The organism is Microbacterium proteolyticum, from assembly GCF_029639405.1.
Lineage (GTDB): Bacteria > Actinomycetota > Actinomycetes > Actinomycetales > Microbacteriaceae > Microbacterium.
In genome coordinates this window covers 649,432-667,916 of record NZ_CP121274.1, presented here as the reverse complement: position 1 = coordinate 667,916, position 18,485 = coordinate 649,432, and the positions used below count along the sequence as shown (strand labels likewise).

General features: G+C 71.7%; 13 protein-coding genes. 11 read left to right on the top strand and 2 right to left on the bottom strand.

Annotation, left to right across the window (positions count from 1 at the left end; all coding sequences use genetic code 11):
- Positions 1-82 precede the first annotated feature (82 nt).
- Positions 83-1,195, bottom strand: a complete 1,113-nt coding sequence (locus tag P8R59_RS03875) for a S1 family peptidase (RefSeq protein ID WP_278102810.1) — start codon at positions 1,193-1,195, stop codon at positions 83-85.
- A gap of 200 nt (positions 1,196-1,395) precedes the next feature.
- On the opposite strand from P8R59_RS03875, the gene P8R59_RS03870 reads away from it, so the two are divergent.
- The 7 genes from P8R59_RS03870 (at position 1,396) to P8R59_RS03840 (ending at position 12,615) form a co-directional block, all read left to right on the top strand.
- Positions 1,396-5,007 (top strand): proline dehydrogenase family protein, encoded by a 3,612-nt coding sequence (locus P8R59_RS03870; RefSeq protein ID WP_278102809.1) that lies wholly within the window; start codon positions 1,396-1,398, stop codon positions 5,005-5,007.
- A 487-nt stretch (positions 5,008-5,494) separates the two neighbouring features.
- Entirely contained in the window at positions 5,495-6,505 is a 1,011-nt protein-coding gene (locus P8R59_RS03865; protein WP_278102808.1) for a LacI family DNA-binding transcriptional regulator, read from the top strand.
- A gap of 133 nt (positions 6,506-6,638) precedes the next feature.
- Positions 6,639-7,901, top strand: a complete 1,263-nt coding sequence (locus P8R59_RS03860) for an ABC transporter substrate-binding protein (RefSeq protein WP_278102807.1) — start codon at positions 6,639-6,641, stop codon at positions 7,899-7,901.
- A gap of 76 nt (positions 7,902-7,977) precedes the next feature.
- Positions 7,978-8,940 (top strand): carbohydrate ABC transporter permease, encoded by a 963-nt coding sequence (locus P8R59_RS03855; RefSeq protein WP_278102806.1) that lies wholly within the window; start codon positions 7,978-7,980, stop codon positions 8,938-8,940.
- Entirely contained in the window at positions 8,937-9,830 is an 894-nt protein-coding gene (locus P8R59_RS03850) for a carbohydrate ABC transporter permease (RefSeq protein WP_278102805.1), read from the top strand. The genes P8R59_RS03855 and P8R59_RS03850 overlap by 4 nt, the downstream gene beginning before the upstream one ends.
- A gap of 11 nt (positions 9,831-9,841) precedes the next feature.
- Entirely contained in the window at positions 9,842-11,098 is a 1,257-nt protein-coding gene (locus P8R59_RS03845) for a family 1 glycosylhydrolase (protein ID WP_278102804.1), read from the top strand.
- The gene (locus P8R59_RS03840) at positions 11,095-12,615 is read left to right on the top strand and encodes an alpha-N-arabinofuranosidase (protein WP_278102803.1); all 1,521 of its coding nucleotides are present in this window, start codon (positions 11,095-11,097) and stop codon (positions 12,613-12,615) included. Before P8R59_RS03845 ends, P8R59_RS03840 begins: the two co-directional genes overlap by 4 nt.
- Positions 12,616-12,682: 67 nt before the next feature.
- Here P8R59_RS03840 and P8R59_RS03835 read toward each other — a convergent pair whose 3' ends face one another.
- A complete protein-coding gene (locus tag P8R59_RS03835) occupies positions 12,683-13,264 on the bottom strand; it encodes a 1,2-dihydroxy-3-keto-5-methylthiopentene dioxygenase (RefSeq protein WP_278102802.1) in 582 nt (193 codons plus the stop codon).
- A 205-nt stretch (positions 13,265-13,469) separates the two neighbouring features.
- Here P8R59_RS03835 and P8R59_RS03830 point away from each other — a divergent pair, with 205 nt between their 5' ends.
- Genes P8R59_RS03830 through mtnK form a run of 4 tightly spaced genes read left to right on the top strand, consistent with a single transcriptional unit; the run spans position 13,470 to position 18,356 of the window.
- Positions 13,470-14,564, top strand: coding sequence for a substrate-binding domain-containing protein (locus tag P8R59_RS03830; protein WP_278102801.1), 1,095 nt, complete (start codon positions 13,470-13,472; stop codon positions 14,562-14,564).
- A gap of 26 nt (positions 14,565-14,590) precedes the next feature.
- A complete protein-coding gene (locus P8R59_RS03825) occupies positions 14,591-16,120 on the top strand; it encodes a sugar ABC transporter ATP-binding protein (protein WP_278102800.1) in 1,530 nt (509 codons plus the stop codon).
- Entirely contained in the window at positions 16,117-17,163 is a 1,047-nt protein-coding gene (locus tag P8R59_RS03820) for an ABC transporter permease (RefSeq protein WP_077049743.1), read from the top strand. Before P8R59_RS03825 ends, P8R59_RS03820 begins: the two co-directional genes overlap by 4 nt.
- On the top strand, positions 17,160-18,356 hold the full coding sequence (gene mtnK, locus P8R59_RS03815) for an S-methyl-5-thioribose kinase (protein ID WP_278102799.1): 1,197 nt from the start codon (positions 17,160-17,162) through the stop codon (positions 18,354-18,356). Before P8R59_RS03820 ends, mtnK begins: the two co-directional genes overlap by 4 nt.
- The last annotated feature ends 129 nt before the right edge of the window (positions 18,357-18,485 follow it).

The following is an 18,485-nucleotide window of genomic DNA, read 5'->3' as shown; positions in this document are numbered from 1 at the left end:
GCGTTCGCGCGGGTGTCGCCCGGAGACGGAGAAGACCCCGGTCGCGCGGGAAGGCGCGACCGGGGTCTCTTGCGACGCGGGGTCAGCTGGTGAGCAGTTGCAGCCCGTAGGCCTGGAGGATCTCGTTCACCGGCTGGAAGTACGTCGTCCCGCCGGTCGAGCAGTCACCCGAGCCGCCCGAGGTCACGCCCTGGGCCTGGTTGCCGGCGAGGAGCGATCCGCCCGAGTCACCGGGCTCGGCGCACACCGACGTGCGGATCAGGCCCGAGACCGAGCCCTGGGAGTAGCGCACCGTGGAGTTGTAGGCCTGCACCTGACCGCAGTGCCACCCGGTGGTCGAGCCCGAACGGCAGACGGTCGCGCCCACCGCGGCGGGGGTCGAGCCCTTCACCGCGACGGTTCCGCCGGCGTAGTCGGAGACCTGACCGACGGGGGTGTGGCCGGGCGTGGCCACCCAGGCGTAGTCGTTGCCGGGGAAGGAGGATCCCTGGAACGTGCCGTAGTTCGTGCTGTCACCGGCGACGCCGCAGTGGCCCGCGGTCACGAAGCCGCCCTGCACCGCGAAGCCCACCGAGCACCGGCTCGCGTTGTTGATGTAATACGCGATGCCGCCGCGGATCGTGGCGAACGTCTCGGGGGCTGCAACGTCGGTCTGCAGCCGCACCGCGTCGGCAGGTGCCGAGAGGCTCGCGATGAAGTCGGCGGCGGTCCGCTCGCCACCGGCGACGACATCGACCACGACGTCGTTGGATTCGACATCGATCCACCACGACGGGATGACGTCGGGGACCTCGCTCGCCTCGATCCGCGCGGTCACGGCCTCGAGATCGGCGAGTGAGTGCTCGACGGACACCGGCACGGCGCCCGCTTCCGTGGCGGCGGCGCGGGCGTCGTCGGTGGTCACCGCGGCGTACACCGTGCGCGTCGACTCGTCGAGCCACGAGCCGGCGAACGCGTCGCCGGTCACGGCGGCGGTGTCGGTGGCGGTGTCGACCGCGTCGGCCTGGAAACGCAGCACGTCCCGGGCTCCGTCGAGGTCTGTGCCGAGGTCGTCGGCCATCGCCTCCAGGAGCTGTGCGTCCACGCCGTCCACGGCGGCATCCGGGGTCTGGGCCAACGCCGGAGCGGCGGCCGAGGTCGTCAGGAAGAGGCCGAGGGCAGCGATGCCGACAGCCGTTTTCGATATGCGGTTCACGGAGTGACCTTCCATCCAAGGGGGGGCTAAATGGTGGGTACCCGGTCACATGAAAGCACGGCGATGACAGAAAACGAAACACCTGTCAGGTATTTTTCCTCCGGGTGCAACAACTGCGGTCCCTGAGGGTGGGCGATGGATTCTCGCCCGCGCGGCGGGGCCGCCCGGGGCTCGCGGGCGCCGTGCCTAGGCTGTGGAGCATGAGCGAGAACGACCCGCACGCGCACGGTCCCCTGCTCTCCGCCGACGCGGTCGAGCGCGCCACGGCCCTGGCCGCGACCTTCGCCGCCTCCACCCCGACCCTCCCGTCGCCCGTCGCGTCCCCCGAGGCCCTGGACTTCCTCGCGCGCGCCGCGGACGACGTCCTGCGGCCGGAGGGCACGTCGGCCCCCGCGGCCGCGCTGCACCGGCTCGCCGGCGACGCCCCGGCGGCGCTCCCGTGGATGGTGCGCGGTGCGGTCCAGTTGGGCGGCGCGATCGCTCCCGTCCTCCCGAGCCCGGCGGTGCCCCTCGCCCGCCGCGCCCTCTCGGATGCGCTCTCGCCCCTGTCTCTCGACGCGCGCACCGATCGTCTCGGCCCCGCGCTCGCCGCGCTCGGTGCCGATGCCGTCGCCGACCTGCGGCTCACGGCACCGACCGTCCGGGGCGAGTCGGCCGCACGGCACCGGCTCGACGGCATCCGCGCCCTCGCCGCCCGCGACGACGTCGCCCGGGTCTCCGTCGCGGTGGGCGAGGTCGTCACCGGGCTCTCGCGGTGGGCGTTCGAAGCGGATGTCGAGCACGCCGCGGAGCGGCTGCTGCCGCTGTTCCGGGATGCCGCCGGCGCGGGCACGCGTGTCACGCTCGTCGCCGAGGGACGCGACGACCTCGACCTCACCGTCGCCGTCCTGACCCGTGTGCTCGAGGAGTCGAGCCTGTCGGCCGCCGACGCCGGCATCGCGCTGCCGATCGCCGTCCCCGAGGCGCTCGGCGCACTGCGCGAGCTCGCCGCCTGGGCGCGGGTGCGGGTCGCCGCCGGGGGAGCGCCCCTCGCGGTGCGCCTCGACGACGCGGTCCCGGCCACCGACGACGCGCTCCGCGCCGCGCGGCACGGCTGGCGCGCCCCCGCCGTCACCGCGACGGCCGACCTCGACGCGCTCGCCGTCGCCGCCGTGCGCGAGGCCCTCGGCCGCCGGGCCGCCGAAGGGCTGCGCGTCGCCTTCGCGACGGGCGATCCGGTGCGGGCGGCGATCGTTCGGAGCCTGGCCGACACCGCCGACGTCCCCATCGACCTCGCCCTGCCGCTCGGCGTGGCCTGGAGCGTGGAGGGTGCCCACATCGTGCTCGCGCCCGTGGTGCACCCGGACGACGCGGATGCCGTGGTGGCACCGCTCGCCGCGCAGGCGGCGGGGAGGCGCGCGTCCGACGACGACGTCCACGCCCGGGTGACGACGGCCCTCGCGACGCCCGAGCTCTCGCCGGCCCCGCCGCGCGAGCCGCAGCGCGGAACCGTCCCGACGCCCCCGATCCTGCGCGAGCCCGCCGCCGACGACTCACCCGAGCCCGGTCTGACGCAGGCCGTCCTCGGCATCGCCCGCGACGCGGCCCCCGGCGACACGCAGGCCCTCGGCCCCGACGTCCAGCAGATGCTCTTCGGCGGGCAGGCGTTCGTCGACACCGCGGTGTTCTCGGTGCGCGAGACCGCCGAGCTCTCGGGAGCCGCCCCCGGGTTCCGCAACACCTCGGCCGCCGATCCCACCGTCGCCGCGGACCGGGCCTGGGCCCATGACGTCCTCGCCGCGGTGGGCGGCTCCACCGCCGGAGACGCGACGGCCGCCGCCGGTCGCATCGACGACGAGGCCGGCCTGGATGCCGTCGTCTCGCGCGTCCGCGAGGCCGCGGAGGAGTGGGGGAGCCGGGCGGCGACCGAGCGTGCAGCGGTGATCGAGGCGGCCTCCCGCGCGCTCGCCGAACGTCGCGCGGAGCTCGTCGAGGTGCTCGCGTCCGAGGGCGGTGCGCTGTTCGCCGAGGCGGATGCCGAGGTCGACGAGGCCATCGACGCCGCCGCCTACTACGCGCTGACCGTGAAGGAGCTTGACCGGGTCGCCGGTGCGGTGTTCGTGCCGGACCGTCTCACGGTCGTCGCTCCCCGCTGGAACTCGTCGGTCGGTCTCTGCGCCGCTGAGACGCTCGCGGCGCTCGCCGCCGGATCGGGTGTCATCCTCACGCCGTCGCCGCGCGCGCGACGGGCGGGCGCGGTCGTGGCCGAGGCGCTCTGGGCGGCGGGGGTTCCGCGGGACGCCTTCGCCTACGTCGACCTGAACGAAGAGGCATCCGGTCGGGCGCTCCTCGTCCACCCCGGCGTCGACCGGGTGCTGCTCGCGGGCGCGCGGGCGACGGCCGAACGGTTCCTCGAATGGCGCCCCAGCCTGCCCCTGCAGGCGCTGACGGCCGGCCGCAACGCGGTGGTCGTCGCCCCGTCGGCCGACCTCGATCGGGCCGTCGCCGACATCGTGGCCGGGGCTTTCGCCCGAGCGGGACAGGCCGCGACCGCATCGTCGCTGGTGATCCTCGTCGGGGCCGCGGCGCGGTCGACGCGCTTCCTGGAGCAGCTGAAGGATGCCGTGGCGTCGCTGCGCGTGGGTCCTGCCGACGACCCGCTGTCCGACGTCGGACCGCTCGTCGAGGAGCCGCAGGGGGACGTGCGTCGCGCCCTCACCGTCCTCGCCGACGGGGAGCGTTGGCTCGTCGAGCCGCGCGAACTCGACCTGGGTCCCGAGACGGCGGGCCGCTTCTGGACCCCGGGCGTCCGCACGGGCGTCCACGCCGGTTCGCACCTGACCCGCACCGCTGTGGCGGCGCCGGTGCTCGGCATCCTGCACGCTCCGACCCTCGGACGCGCGATCGAACTGCAGAACGTCGTCGGGTCCGGATTCGTCGCGGGCCTCCACACCCGCGACGCCGCCGATCTCGACCTCTGGCTCGACACCGTCGATGCCGCCGTGCTGCGGGTCAACCGCCCCACGACGGGCGGGGTCGTGCAGCGCGAGCCCCTCGGCGGTCGGGGGGTTTCGGGCGTGGGCCCCGGTGCGATGTCGGGCGGCCCGAACCGACTCGTCGCGCTCGGGTCGTGGCGGCCGTCGTCGGGGGGTCCGGCGTCGTCGACGCTGCATCTGCGCGGCCTCGACACGCGCATCTCGTCGCTCATCGAAGCGGCGCAGCCGACGCTCGACTACGCCGCGTTCGAGTGGCTGCGGCGCGGTGCGCTGTCGGACGCCGTCGCGTGGGATCGCGACTTTGCACGGGTGAAGGACGCCTCGCGCCTCGGCCTCGAGCGGAACCTGCTGCGCTACCGCCCCACCGACGTCGCGATCCGCGCCACCGCCGACGCCCCGTGGCAGGCGGTGCTCCGCGTGCTCGTCGCGGCGGTGCGCTCGGGCTCGGGCTTCAGCCTCAGTACGCCGGTGGGGCTCCCCGCCGCGGTACGGCACCTGCTCGGCGAGAGCGCGGTACCCGTCTCGGTCGAGACCGACGAGGAGTGGCTGCAGCGTATGGCGGGTGGCATCCCGGATGCCGAGCCTGCCGGCGATGCGGTGATCTCTCCTCTGCCGCGACCGTCGCGCGTGCGGCTCGTCGGCACGGCCGATGCGGCCGAGACCCTGCGCGTCGCGCTGGCCGAAGCGCTCGGCGGCGACCCGTCCCTGACGGTGTACTCCGGCGAGGTCACCACCGCGGGCCGCATCGAGCTGCTGCCGTTCCTGCGCGAACAGGCGATCTCGATCGAGGCGTTCCGCTTCGGCCGCCCCGACCCTTGGAGCGCCGAGGTCATCTGACGCTCGCGGGCGCGGGGCTGGGCGGCGCGGGCGGTGCCGGCGCGGGCGGTGCCGGCGCGGGCGGCGCCGCGGCCGGTGCCGGCGCGGGTGGTGCCGCGGCCGGTGCGTCGCGGCATCCAGTTCACGTGATCTGGGCGAGCGCACCCGTCGTGGCGCGCTTGCGCCGCGTGATCTCAGCCAGGTCGCGTGATCTGGCGCCCGCCCGCCCGCCCCCCCGCCCGCCTGCCCGTCGCCGAGCGCACACGATCCGGTCGAACGCACATGGGCGGGGCGCCCGGAGCGTGCGCGCTCGTGCGGATCGTGTGCGCTCGCGGAGACCGAGCCGCCGGGCCGGCATCCAGTTCACGTGATCTGGGCCAGCGCACACGTCCTGGCGCGTTCGCGCCGGGTGATCTCGGCCAGGCCGCGTGATCTGGGCCCGCGGCCGGCCGGGTGCCCGGGTCTGCAACGTTGTAGAGTCGGCGCACAGAGGTGGGGGAGGGATGCCATGAGCGCAACGCTGCACGATGTGGCACGCGCGGCCGGGGTGTCGATCAAGACGGTCTCGAACGTGATCAACAACTATCCGCACGTGCGGTCGGCGACCCGCGAGCGGGTCGAGGCCGCGATCGACGAACTGCAGTACCGCCCGAACCAGGCGGCGCGGAGCCTCCGGTCGGGCCGGGCCGACATGATCGGGCTCATCGTCCCCGATCTGCGGAACCCGTACTTCGCCGAATTGGCGGACGACGTCATGCGCGCGGCGCGCGCGCACGGCTTCTCCGTGCTCATCGAGCAGTTCGACGCGGAGCGCGACAGCGAGCTCGCGGCCCTGCGCGGCGCGCGACGCCGAGGCCTCGACGGCGTGCTCTACTCGGTGCTCTCGCTCGGCGAGGACGACGCGGCTCTGCTCGACGAGGTCGGGATGCCGATGGTGCTGCTGGGGGAGCGGATCTTCCACTCCGCGCACGACCACGTGACCATGCGGAACACCGAAGCCGCGTACGCCGCGACGGCTCACCTGATCGCGGCGGGGCGACGGCGCATCCTCGCGCTGGGGTCCCACCCCGGTGAGGTCGTCGGCTCGGCGGGGCTGCGTCTCCGTGGTTACGAAGCCGCCCTCGCCGAGGCGGGACGCGAGCTCGACCCGCGGCTCGTCGTGCCGGTGGACCGATGGCACCGGATCGACGGCGCGGAAGCCATGCGTGCCGTCCTGAATTCGGGGGTCCAGTTCGACGGGGTCGTCGGGTTCAACGACTCCCTCGCCCTCGGCGCGATGAGGGTGCTGTTGGAGCGAGGAGTGCGCATCCCGGAGGAGGTCGCGATCGTCGGCTTCGACGACCTCGACGAGACGCGGTACTCGCTGCCCGCGTTGACGACGATCGACCCCGGGCGATCGGAGATCGCCCGGGTGGCCGTGGACCTTCTCGTCGAACGCATCACGGGTGACGCCGAGGTCGCTCCGCGGGAGTTCCTGGCTGATTTTCACCTCGTGGAGCGCGAGTCCACGCGGTCCTGAGAGCGGTGCTTGACAAGGCACGCACGCACGGGCGATCATCCATTTACAACGTTTACCTACATCGTTGTAAAAGCAGCGGCCCGGGAAACCGAGGCGAACCCGACGACGCAGTCACAGAAAGGCATCGAAGAAGATGATCAAGCGCACCGCAGCCGTCCTCGCGACGGTGGGGGCCACGGCTCTCGTCCTGGCGGGATGCTCCGGCTCCTCCACCCCCGCTGACGCGGGTCCCGTCCCGATCACGTTCTGGCACGGCTACACCGAAGCCGACGGGAAGGTCCTCGACCAGATCGTCGCCGACTTCAACGCTTCGCAGAGCACCTACGTCATCACGACCGAGACGAAGACGTGGGCGGTCATCGACGACACCCTGCTGCCGTCCCTCTCGTCGAAGCAGGGTCCCGACATCGTCGCGATGCCCGCGGAGCGACTCCCGGTCTACGCCGACAAGGGGGCCTTCGCCGATCTCAGCGACTTCTACGGCTCGAGCGACAGCAACACCGCCGACCTGGTGTCGCAGGCGAAGGACATGGTCACGGTCCAGGGCACCCCCTACGGCGTCCCGACCGGTTTCGTGCCGCTGGCGATGTTCTACAACAAGGCGCTCTTCTCCGCCGCCGGCATCACGGCCGCCCCCACCACGTGGGACGAATGGGTCGCGGATGCCAAGAAGCTCACCATCGACGAGAACTCCGACGGGACGCCCGAACAGTACGGCGTCGCCATCCCCGACCACGCGACCGTCGCGAACGGCCTCTGGCCCAGCCTCTTCCTCAGCGGAGGCGGCGACATCGTCGAGGGCGGCACCACGGCGGTCATCGACTCGCCGCAGAACGCCGCCACCCTGAAGTTCTGGACCGACGCGATCACCCAGGACAAGATCTCGCCGACCGGACTCGACGGCATCGCGGCCGACAAGCTCTTCAGCTCCGGCAAGGCGGCCATGCACGTCGGCGGTCCGTGGATGGCATCCATCGCCAAGGACAACAACATCGACTACGGCATCGCCGCGATCCCGGCCGGTCCCGCCGAACAGGCCGCCTCGGCCATCGGCGTCTCGATGGCCGTCACCGCCCAGGCGGACGATGCGAAGAAGGCCGGCGCCGAGGCGTTCTTCGCGTACTTCTTCCAGAAGGACGTCGCGACGAAGTGGTCGCTGGGGTCGGGCTGGCCTCCGCTGCGCACCGACATCCCCCTCAGCGACGTCTCGTCCAACCCGGTCGTGGCCTCGCTGAGTGAGATCGCCTCCACCGGTCGCGCGCTGCTGCCGGGCGTCGTCAACAGCGTCGACGTCATCAGCGACATCGACGAGCTGACGCAGAAGGCCGTGTCGGGCGGCGACGTGACCACCCTCCTCTCGACCGCGCAGGACGAGATCCAGAAGGCCATCGGGTGACCCAGGGCACGGGAGGGGCGCCCGCGCCGCCCCTCCCGTGTCCCCTCTCCCCGACGCCCCACGAACAGGAATTCCCATGACCACGCAAGCCCCGGGAGCGCGGACCCGCCGCCCCGGTGCGTACCGGCCGCCGGCTCCCCTCGGTGGCCGCGGACCGCTCCGCCACAGCCCCCGTCACCGACTCACGGTGATCGCCTTCCTCACCCCGGCGATCGTCATCCTCACGGTCTTCGTCGCCTGGCCGATGATCTCGGCCCTCCGTCTGTCCTTCACCGACGCGAGCGGGTTCGGGCGCGAGAAGTTCGTCGGCCTCGACAACTACGTCCGCGTCTTCACCGACGGCGACATCCTCCGGGCCATGGGCAACACCGCCGTCTACGCCGTGCTGTTCACCCCCGCGGCGATCGCTCTCGCGCTGGGGTTCGCTCTGCTGCTGAACAACCCGCTGCTCCCGTTGCGCGGACTCTTCCGTACCGCCCTGTTCACGCCGTTCATCGTGTCGCTCGCCGTCGCCGCGTTCGCGTGGTCGTACCTGCTGGACCCGCAGGTGGGCCTGCTCAACTACTGGTTGCGGGCGGTCGGCATCCAGCTCGGAAACGTCCTGCAGGATCCGAACCTCGCGATGCCCGCCGTCGTCCTCGTCGCCGTCTGGAAGAGCTTCGGCTTCTACATGGTGATCTTCCTCGCGGGCCTCCAGGACATCCCGACCAGCCTCTATGAAGCAGCGCGTGTGGACGGGGCGTCGGCTCTCCAGCGGTTCTGGAGCATCACCCTGCCGATGCTCTCCAACACCCTGGGATTCGTGGTCATCGTCGCGCTCATCGCCGCACTGCAGGCCTTCGATCAGATCTACGTGATGACCGGCGGCGGCCCCTACGGCAGCACCCAGACCATCGTCATGGAGATCTACCAGTCGGGCTTCCGCAAGCTCGACCTCGGATTCGCGTCCGCGCTGTCGTACGTGCTCCTGCTCATCACCCTCGTGCTGAGCCTCGCCCAGTTCCTCTTCTTCTCGCGTCGAGAGAAGGATGCCGCATGACCGCCCTCGCCCCCGCGCCCGCCGCCACGGCATCCCCCCGTCCGTCCCGCCGACGTTCGCCTCAGGCCCGTCGCCGCACCCTCGTGTCGATCGCGCTGCTCGTCGTCGTCGGCATCGCGACGCTGGCGCTGATGCTGCCGATCCTCATCATCGTCTTCACGGCCTTCAAGCCGATCGCGGAGGTCAACGCCTACCCGCCGACGTTGCTGCCGGGGCAGTGGACGCTCGACAACTTCGCGCGGATCTTCACCGACCTGCCGTTCGCGCGGCTGATCCTCAACAGCTTCATCTTCGCCGGCGGCGTCACGGCCTTCGCGCTGGTGTTCGACTCGCTCGCGGCGTACGCGCTGGCGCGGTTGGACTTCCGAGGCAGTCGCGTGCTGCTCATCGCGATCATCGCGAGCCTCATGATCCCGTTCCAGGCGACGCTCATCCCGATCTACCAGTTGGTGTCCGACCTCGGCTGGGTGAATTCCTACGCCGGACTGATCGCACCCCGCGCCGCCGATGCGTTCGGCATCTTCTTCCTCCGCCAGTTCTTCCTGTCGCTGCCGCGCGATCTCGACAACGCGGCGCGCATCGACGGGGCGAGCGAGTTCCGGATCTTCCGCAGCATCGTGCTTCCCAACGCCGTGCCGGCCCTGCTCACGCTCGGCATCTTCACGTTCGTGAACAACTGGAACGACCTGCTGTGGCCGCTCGTCTTCACCACCCAGTCCGAGATGGGCACGGTCACGTCGGGCCTCACGCTGCTCACCGGACCGGGCGGGATCATCCCGCAGGGCGTGATGATGGCGGGCTCCCTGATCGCCCTGCTGCCGCTCGCGATCCTGTTCCTGCTGATCCAGAGACGCTTCGTCGAGAGCGTCGGAACGTCGGGCCTGAAATGAACGAGGAATGGATGCCGAACACCCCCTGGTACCGCGATGGACGCCTGCACTTCGGTGCGGGGATCGAGAACACCTTCGTGCCGCAGGAACGGCCGGGGGAGCGCGCGATCGACGAGTACGCCCTCACCGAGCACTACGAGCAGTGGAGCGACGACCTCGACCTCGCGGTGTCCGTCGACGCGGAGTTCCTGCGGTGGGGGATCCCGTGGCACGTGGTCTCACCCGAGCGCGGCCGGTGGGACTGGTCGTGGACCGACCGCGTGCTCGAGGGCTTCGCCGAGCGGGGCCTGCGCCCGATCGTCGATCTTCTGCACTACGGCACGCCGGCCTGGATCGAGGGGGAGTTCGCCCACCCCGACTACGCGTCGTTCGTCGCGGAATACGCCGCCCGCGCCGCCGAGCGCTACCGCGGGCTCGCCACCGACTACACCCCGGTCAACGAGCCCATGCTGCACTCGCTGTTCAGCGGCGAGTACGGGTACTGGCCCCCGTACCGTACCGGCGAGGCCGGACTCGTCGAGATCGCGACCGCCATCGCGCGCGGTTTCGTCGACACGCAGCGCGCCGTCGCCGACGTCCTCGGTGAGACGGCGACGTTCGTGCACGTGGACGCCTCCATGCGCTACGCGGGCGACGTCGACGCTCCTGAGCACCGCGAGACGGCCCACCGCTACGCGCACCAGGCGTTCCTCGTGGAAGACCTCGTGACGGGCCGCGTGGGCGACGGGCATCCGCTCCTCCCGCTGCTGCGCGCCCACGGCGTCGGCGACGGCGAGCTCGCGTGGTTCCACGACAACGCGGTGCAGCCGGACGTGATGGGCGTGAACTACTACCCACGGCACTCGACGGAGCTGTTCGAGGCCGGCATCCATCACGGGGGCGGCTTCGCCGACCCGCGCCCCACGCGCGACGACGGCACCGACGGAATGGTCGAGATGCTGCGCACCTATGCGAACCGCTACGGCGCGCCGGTCATGCTCGCCGAGACCTGCGTCACCGACGACGTGCCCACGCGGCTGGCGTGGCTCGACGCCTCCGTCGCCGCGGTCGAGGGCCTCCGCACCGAGGGCGTCGATGTCGTCGGGTACACATGGTGGCCGCTGTTCGACATGTACGAGTGGACGTATCGCCACAGCGATCTGCCCCGCTCCGCGCACCTTCTGACCATGGGCCTCCACGACCTCGTGGAGACCCCGACCACCCTGGCGCGCCGGCGTAACCCGGTCGCCGACCGATTCGCCGCACACGCATCCCGAGGAGCACGATGACCACCGCACGCCTGACCGTCGACCCCCGCTTCCCCATCGGAGCCGTGCGGCGCCGCCTCTTCGGCGGCTTCGTCGAGCACCTCGGACGCCACGTCTATGACGGCATCTACGAACCCGGCCACCCCGAGGCCGACGATCAGGGGTTCCGCCGCGACGTCCTCGAGCTCGTGCGCGAGCTGGGGGTGAGCATGATCCGGTACCCCGGAGGCAACTTCGTCTCGGGGTTCCGATGGGAGGACAGCGTCGGCCCGCGCGAGCAGCGTCCGCGTCGCCTCGACCTCGCGTGGCACTCCACCGAGACGAACGAGGTCGGGCTGCACGAATTCTCCGACTGGCTCGAGAAGGCCGGCAGCGAGCTGATGCTCGCGGTGAACCTCGGCACGCGCGGGACGCTCGAGGCGATCGACCTCCTCGAGTACAGCAACCTCCCCGGGGGCACGGCCCTGTCGCAGCAGCGCATCGACAACGGACGCGCGGCGCCGTTCGACGTGCGCGTGTGGTGCCTCGGCAACGAGATGGACGGGCCGTGGCAGCTCGGCCACCGCTCCGCCGACGACTACGGCAAGATCGCCGCGCAGACGGCCAAGGGCATGCGCCAGCTCGACCCGTCCATCGAGCTCGTGGTGTGCGGGTCGTCCGGCGCCCAGATGCCGACGTTCGGCGAGTGGGAGCGCGTCGTGCTCACGCACACGTACGACGAGGTCGACATGATCTCGTGCCACGCCTACTACCAGGAGCACGACGGCGACATCGACTCGTTCCTGGCGTCGTCGGTCGACACCGACCGGTTCATCGAGGCCGTCGTCGCGACCGCCGACCACGTCGGCGCGGTCCGAGGCAGCGACAAGAGGATCGACATCTCGTTCGACGAGTGGAACATCTGGTACCAGACGCGCTTCCACGACGTCGATCAGCTCAGCGGGATCGACAACTGGCCCGTCGCTCCGCGGCTCCTCGAGGACGTGTATTCGGCGGTGGATGCCGTCGTCTTCGGCAGCCTGATGATCTCGCTGCTCACGCACGCCGACCGTGTGGCATCCGCGTCTCTCGCTCAGCTGGTGAACGTGATCGCGCCGATCATGACCGAGCCCGGCGGACCCGCCTGGCGGCAGACGACGTTCTACCCGTTCTCGATCACGTCCCGTCTCGCGCGCGGCGAGGCCCTGCGCGTGCAGATCGAGGCGGGCACGATCGACACGGCGAAGCACGGCACGGTTCCGGCGGTGGATGCCGTCGCGACCCACGATTCCGAGACGGGGGAGGCCGCGGTCTTCCTGGTCCACCGCGGACGGCACGAGGCGGTCGAGGTCGCGATCGACGTCACGGGCTTCGGGAACGTCGAACTGGTCGAGACGCACCTGCTGCACGACGACGACCCGTACGCCGGCAACACCCTCGAGCACCCCGACCGCGTGCAGCCGCGCGCGCTCGAGGGCGCGCGGATCGAGGACGGCATCCTGCGCGCGACCCTGCCTCCGATCGCGTGGGCCGCGCTGGCACTCCGCCGCGTCGGCTGACGCTGACGAGAACGCCCCTGCCTCGCGGACTCACGCGAGGCAGGGGCGTCTCTGCGACGAAGAAGCGTCAGGCCAACTGCGCCCGGCGCGCGTGCAGCTCGTCGAACGTCGCGAACGTCTCGGCGATCGGGTTGCCGGTGAAGTGGCCGACCCAGCCGTCGTCGTCGTGGAAGAAGCGGATGCTGACGAACTCGGGGGTCGTGCCCATGTCGAACCAGTGCGTGGTGTTCGCCGGCACGGAGACGAGGTCGCCCGCCTCGCAGTAGAGGGCGTGCACCTTCTCGTTCACGTGCAGGTAGAAGACGCCGGCGCCCTTGGCGAAGAAGCGGTCCTCGTCGTCGTCGTGACGGTGCTCCGACAGGAAGCGCTCGCGCGAGGCGACCTTGACCTCGTCATAGTTGTCCTGCGCGGGCGAGAGGCCCACGATGTCGACGAGCGTGTAGCCCTCGTCCTGCTTCACCTTCTCGACCTGGTCGGCGTAGAGCGCGAGCACGTCGTCGAGGGCGGCGTCGGAGGCGATCTCGTGCACGTCCCAGCGGGAGAATCGGGCGCCGAGCTCGGCGAGGGCCGCGCGGATCTCGTCCTCGTCGGTCGTCTCGAGGACGGGGCTGGTCGGGTCGGTCTCTTTCCAGACGGTCAGGAGCGTCATGGCTCCTCCTCTCGGACGGATGCGGTCGGGACGTGTCGATTGTCTCGCCCGCGGCCCGGGCCCGGGGCGTTCGCGCGGATGTGACCCGTAACAAACCGCAACCTCGGACCGTCCGGGACGGACTGCCCTGCTTGACTGCTCGACGGCCGTCGCCCCACAGCACTCGCGCGGCTTCCCGCACCCGACTCCTTTCGAAGGGGACCCCGTGTCCGTTCGCTCCCACCGTTGGGCGACCCTCGTCGCCACCGCCGGTATCGCCGCCCTCGCCCTCACCGGCTGCGCGCAGCAGAACACCGCTGCTCCCGCCGCCTCGTCCGCCCCCGTGCAGAAGGCCGAGAACCTCCCGGCCCCGTTCGACGGCGAGCCGCTCAAGGTCGCCCTCGTGCAGCAGTCCGGCGCCGGCGACTTCTTCACGGCGTGGACCGCCGGCGCCAAGGCGCAGGCCGCCGCGGTCAACATCGACCTCACCGTCTACGACGCCCGCAACGACAACGCCAAGCAGGCCTCCGACCTCGAGCAGGCGATCGCCGCCAAGCCCGACGCGATCATCGTCGACCACGGTCAGACCGACACGATCGAGCCGCGCGTGCGCGAGGCAGTGGATGCCGGCATCCCGGTCATCGTGTACGACCTGGCGCTCGAGGACACCGACGGGGTCGTCGTGACCTCGCAGTCGGACGCGTCGATGGCGCAGGGCGTCCTCGACCAGCTCGTGAAGGACAACGGCGAGGCCGCGAAGGTGGGCCTCGTCAGCGCCGAGGGCTTCGCTCCCCTGGACCGCCGCAAGAAGGTGTGGGACGAGGTCGTCGCGAAGAACGGTCTCGACCAGCTCTTCTTCACCGGCAAGGTCACCGAGTCGACCGCGACCGACAACATCCCTCTCGTCGACGCGGCCCTCAAGGCGAACCCGGGCGTGCAGGCGATCTTCGCCCCGTACGACGAGATCACCAAGGGTGTCGTCCAGGCGGTGCTGCAGAACAACCTGCAGGACAAGGTCAAGGTCTACGGCATCGACATCTCCAACGCCGACATCGAGGTCATCACCGCCGACGGCAGCCCGTGGGTCGCCACGAGCGCGACCGACCCGTCGGCCGTGGGCGCCGGTGTCGTGCGCGCTCTCGCGCTGAAGCTGGCCGGCCAGCTCACCGAGGACACCGTCCAGTTCCCCGCCGTCACCATCACGCGCGACTTCCTCATCGAGAAGGGCATCACCAACGTCGCCCAGCTGCGCGAGGCCGAGCCGTCGCTGCTGCTGAACGACACGGTGGTCGCCGACTGGCTGCCCGCCGTCTCCGGATGACGTTTCCGCTCTCTCACGCCGCCCAGGTGAACGACGCCCCCGTCGTCCGCCTGGGCGGCGTCGGCGTGCGGTTCGGCACCAACCAGGTGCTCCGCGACGTGTCGCTGGATCTGTTCCCCGGCAGCATCACCGCGCTCCTCGGCACCAACGGTGCGGGCAAGTCCACGCTGATCGGGGCGATCTCGGGGGCCAATGCCGGGTACACGGGCGAGATCGCGGTCGCGGGCAACGACGTCCGTCTGACTTCGCCGGCCCGCGCCCGTCGCGCCGGGATCGAGACCGTCCACCAGCGGATCGCCGACGGCATCGTGCCCGGCCTGAGCGTCGCCGACAACCTCGCCCTCACGGATCTCGCGACGGGCGGGCACCGTCTCGTGCGCCGGGCGGAGGCGGAGCGCGTCGCCCGTGCGGCGCTCGAGCGCCTGGGGCTGTCGTGGTCCGACGAGGTCCTGCGGGCGGATGCCGCGCGCCTGGGCACATCCGACGCCCAGCTGCTCGTGCTCGCCCGCGCCCTGCGGTCCACCCCGCGCCTGCTGATCCTCGACGAGCCGACGTCGGCGTTGACGGCCGCGGAGGCGGATCGCCTGTTCGCCGTGCTGCGGGTGCTGCGCGACGAGGGCCTGTCGATCCTGTTCGTCAGCCATCGTTTCGGTGAGATCGAGCGACTCGCCGATCGCATCGTCGTCCTCCGCGACGGACGCCTCGAGCTCGAAGCCCTCCGTCCGTTCGACTGGCAGGCGGCCCTGGAGGCGATGCTCGGCATCCCGACCGAACTGCAGCAGCACATCACCGACCCGCTCCCCGCGCACGCCGAGGTGCTCGCCGTCGACGACGCGGTCCTCCTGCCCGGGGCGGCACCGCTGGCCCTGTCGGTCGCCGCGGGCCAGGTGACCGGCATCCTGGGTCTGCTCGGGGCCGGCAAGACCGAACTCGCCGAGATCGTCGCCGGGGTGCGCCCCGCGGGCACCGCCCGCCTGCGACTCGACGGCGCGCCCTACCGCCCCGCGTCGCCCGCGGCGGCCAAGGACGCCGGGGTCGTGCTCGTGCCCGAGGATCGTCAGCGGCAGGGCATCCAGCCCGGCTGGTCGATCGGCCGCACCGTCGGGCTCCCGGTGCTGCGGCAGATCTCGCGGTGGGGCGTCGTCTCGCCGGCGCGCGAGCGCGCGGCCGCCGACGACGTGATCGACGCGTACGGCGTCGTCGCGCCCTCCGCGGACACCCGCGTCGACGACCTGTCCGGCGGCAACCAGCAGAAGGTCGTCGTGGGGCGGTGGTTGCGCACGGGCCCGCGGCTCGCCGTGCTCGACGAGCCGTTCCGCGGCGTCGACATCGGGGCGCGCCGCCGCATCGGCGACGCCGCCCGCGACCGCGCGGCCGAGGGCGCCGCCGTGCTCGTGCTCTCCAGCGACGTCGACGAGATCCTCGACGTCGCCGACCGCATCGTCGTCCTCGTCTCGGGGCGCATCGTCCTGGACACCCCCGCCGGAGTCCTCGACCGCGCGCGCATCGTCGCCGCCCTGCTCGACGACCCCGGCCACCGGAAGGAAACCGCATGACCACCGCTCTCGCTCCCGCGCGACCGAGTGCCGGATCCCGGATCGTGGATGCCATCGCGAAGTGGGGCTTCGTCGCCGTCACCGTGCTGCTCATCGCGTTCTTCGCCGTGACCCAGCCCGCGTTCGCGACGCCCGAGAACATCGTGGGGATGCTGAAGTACATCGCCCCGATCGGCATCGCCGGTCTCGGCGTGACGCTCGCGATGACCGTCGGCGGCCTCGACCTGTCGGTCGGCGCGAACGCCGGATTCGCGGTGTCGATCGCCGCCTGGACGATGGTCATCGGCAATCAGGTCGGCGGGATCGCGGTCGGCGTCGTGCTGCTCTCGGGTGCGCTCATCGGCGCGGTCAACGCCGCGCTCATCGTGTTCGCGCGCATCCCCGACCTGCTGGCGACGCTCGCGACGATGTTCACCGTCGTGGGACTCAAGCTCATCATCGTCGACGGCAAGTCCATCTCGTCGCAGATGACCCTCGACGACGGCACCACCGCTCCCGGGCGGTTCACGCCCGACTTCCTGTGGTTCGACCGCGGGTTCATCGGCCCCCTCTCGGTGCCGGTCGTGCTCTTCCTCGGACTCACGGTCGTGCTGTGGTTCGTCCTCGACCGCACCCGCTGGGGCCGTGCGCTCGCCGCCGTGGGGTCGAACCCCGAAGCCGCGCGCCTCGCCGGCGTCCGCGTCCGCGCCTACCGCGCCGCGGCGTACATCGGCTGCGGCATCCTGGCATCCATCGCCGGTCTCGTCCTCGCCGCCCGCATCGGGCAGGGCGACGTCTCGGCGGGCAACAGCCTGCTGCTGGATGCCGTGGCCGTCGCGCTCGTGGGCGTGTCGGTGCTGGGCATCGGGCGTCCGAACGCGTGGGGCACGGCCCTCGGGGCGGTGCTCGTGGCCGTGATGGTCACCGGGTTCTCGATGATGGGCCTGCCGTACTACATCCAGGACTTCGGGAAGGGCCTCGTGCTGCTCGTGGCCCTGCTGTTCAGCTTCACGTTCCGCCGTCGCAAGACCACCATCGTCGCCGGGAGCACCACCGCATCATGACCCTCCTCACCGATCAGCTGACCGTCGCCACGGTCCCCGCCTACCTCGTCGCGCGCCCGCACCTGGCGGGGCCGGTGGATCCGGCATCCATCGTGTCCGTCGAGGAGGTCGGCGACGGCAACCTGAACCTCGTCTTCATCGTGAAGGATGCCGCCGGGAGCGGCGTCGTCGTGAAGCAGTCGCTGCCGCACGTGCGCGTCGACCCGTCGTGGCCGCTGACGCGCGAGCGGGCGGCGCGCGAGGCCGTCGTGCTCGGCGTGCACGAGCGGATCGACCCGGTGCACGTGCCGGCGTTCCACGGCTTCGACGCCGAGAACCTCGCCCTGTCGATCGAGGACCTCAGCGACCACGCGGTGTGGCGCGGCGAGCTCAACGCCGGTCGGCTGCACACGTACGCCGCGGCGCAGCTCGGAGAGTACGTCGGGGCCGTCGGCTTCGCGACGAGCGCCTTCGGAACGCCCGGGCCCGAGCGCCGCCGCGCGATCGCCGCGGCGACCAACCCCGAGCTGAGCGAGATCACCGAAGACCTGGTGTTCACCGAGCCGTACGTCGACCACGAGCACAACGGGTGGCTCGCCGCGAACGACGACGACGTGCGGGAGCTGCGCGCCGACCGGGCGTTCGTGCGCGAGATCGGCCTGGCCAAGCAGCGGTTCCAGGAGAGCACGCAGAGCCTGCTGCACGGCGACCTGCACACCGGGTCGGTGTTCGTGCGCGCCGAGGGGGAGTCGGTGCGGGCGTTCGACTCGGAGTTCGGCACGTACGGTCCCACGGGCTTCGACCTCGGTGCCGTGTGGGCGAACCTCGTGATCGCCGCGGCGCGCGCGCACGTGCTCGGGCGATCCGCCGATGCCGCCACGCTTCTCGCGCTCCCCGTCGAGCTCGTCGACGCGTTCGAGACAGAGTTCCGCCGCCGCTGGCCCGACCGCGTCGACCCGCGCGTGTACGGCGACGAGGTGCTCGAGCACACGCTCGCGGTCGTGCGGTCGGATGCCGCGATCTACGGCGCCGCGAAGGCGGTCCGCCGCATCGTCGGGTTCTCCAAGGTCGCCGACATCCAGACCCTGCCCGAGCCGGAGCGCGCCGTCGCGGCGCGTTTCGTCCTGCGCGCCGCGCGCACACTGGGAACCGCGCGCCTCGACGACGCCGACCCGCGCGCGCTCACCGCGCAGACGGTCGCGCTGCTCGGCTGACGCCGGGGTCGCCGGGGCGCCGGGGGCGTGGCATCCCCGCCGAGGTCACACGTTCCGGTCGAACGCACACGCATTGGCCGACCGCAACGTGTGCGCTCGACCGGAACGTGTGCATTCGGCGCGGGGACC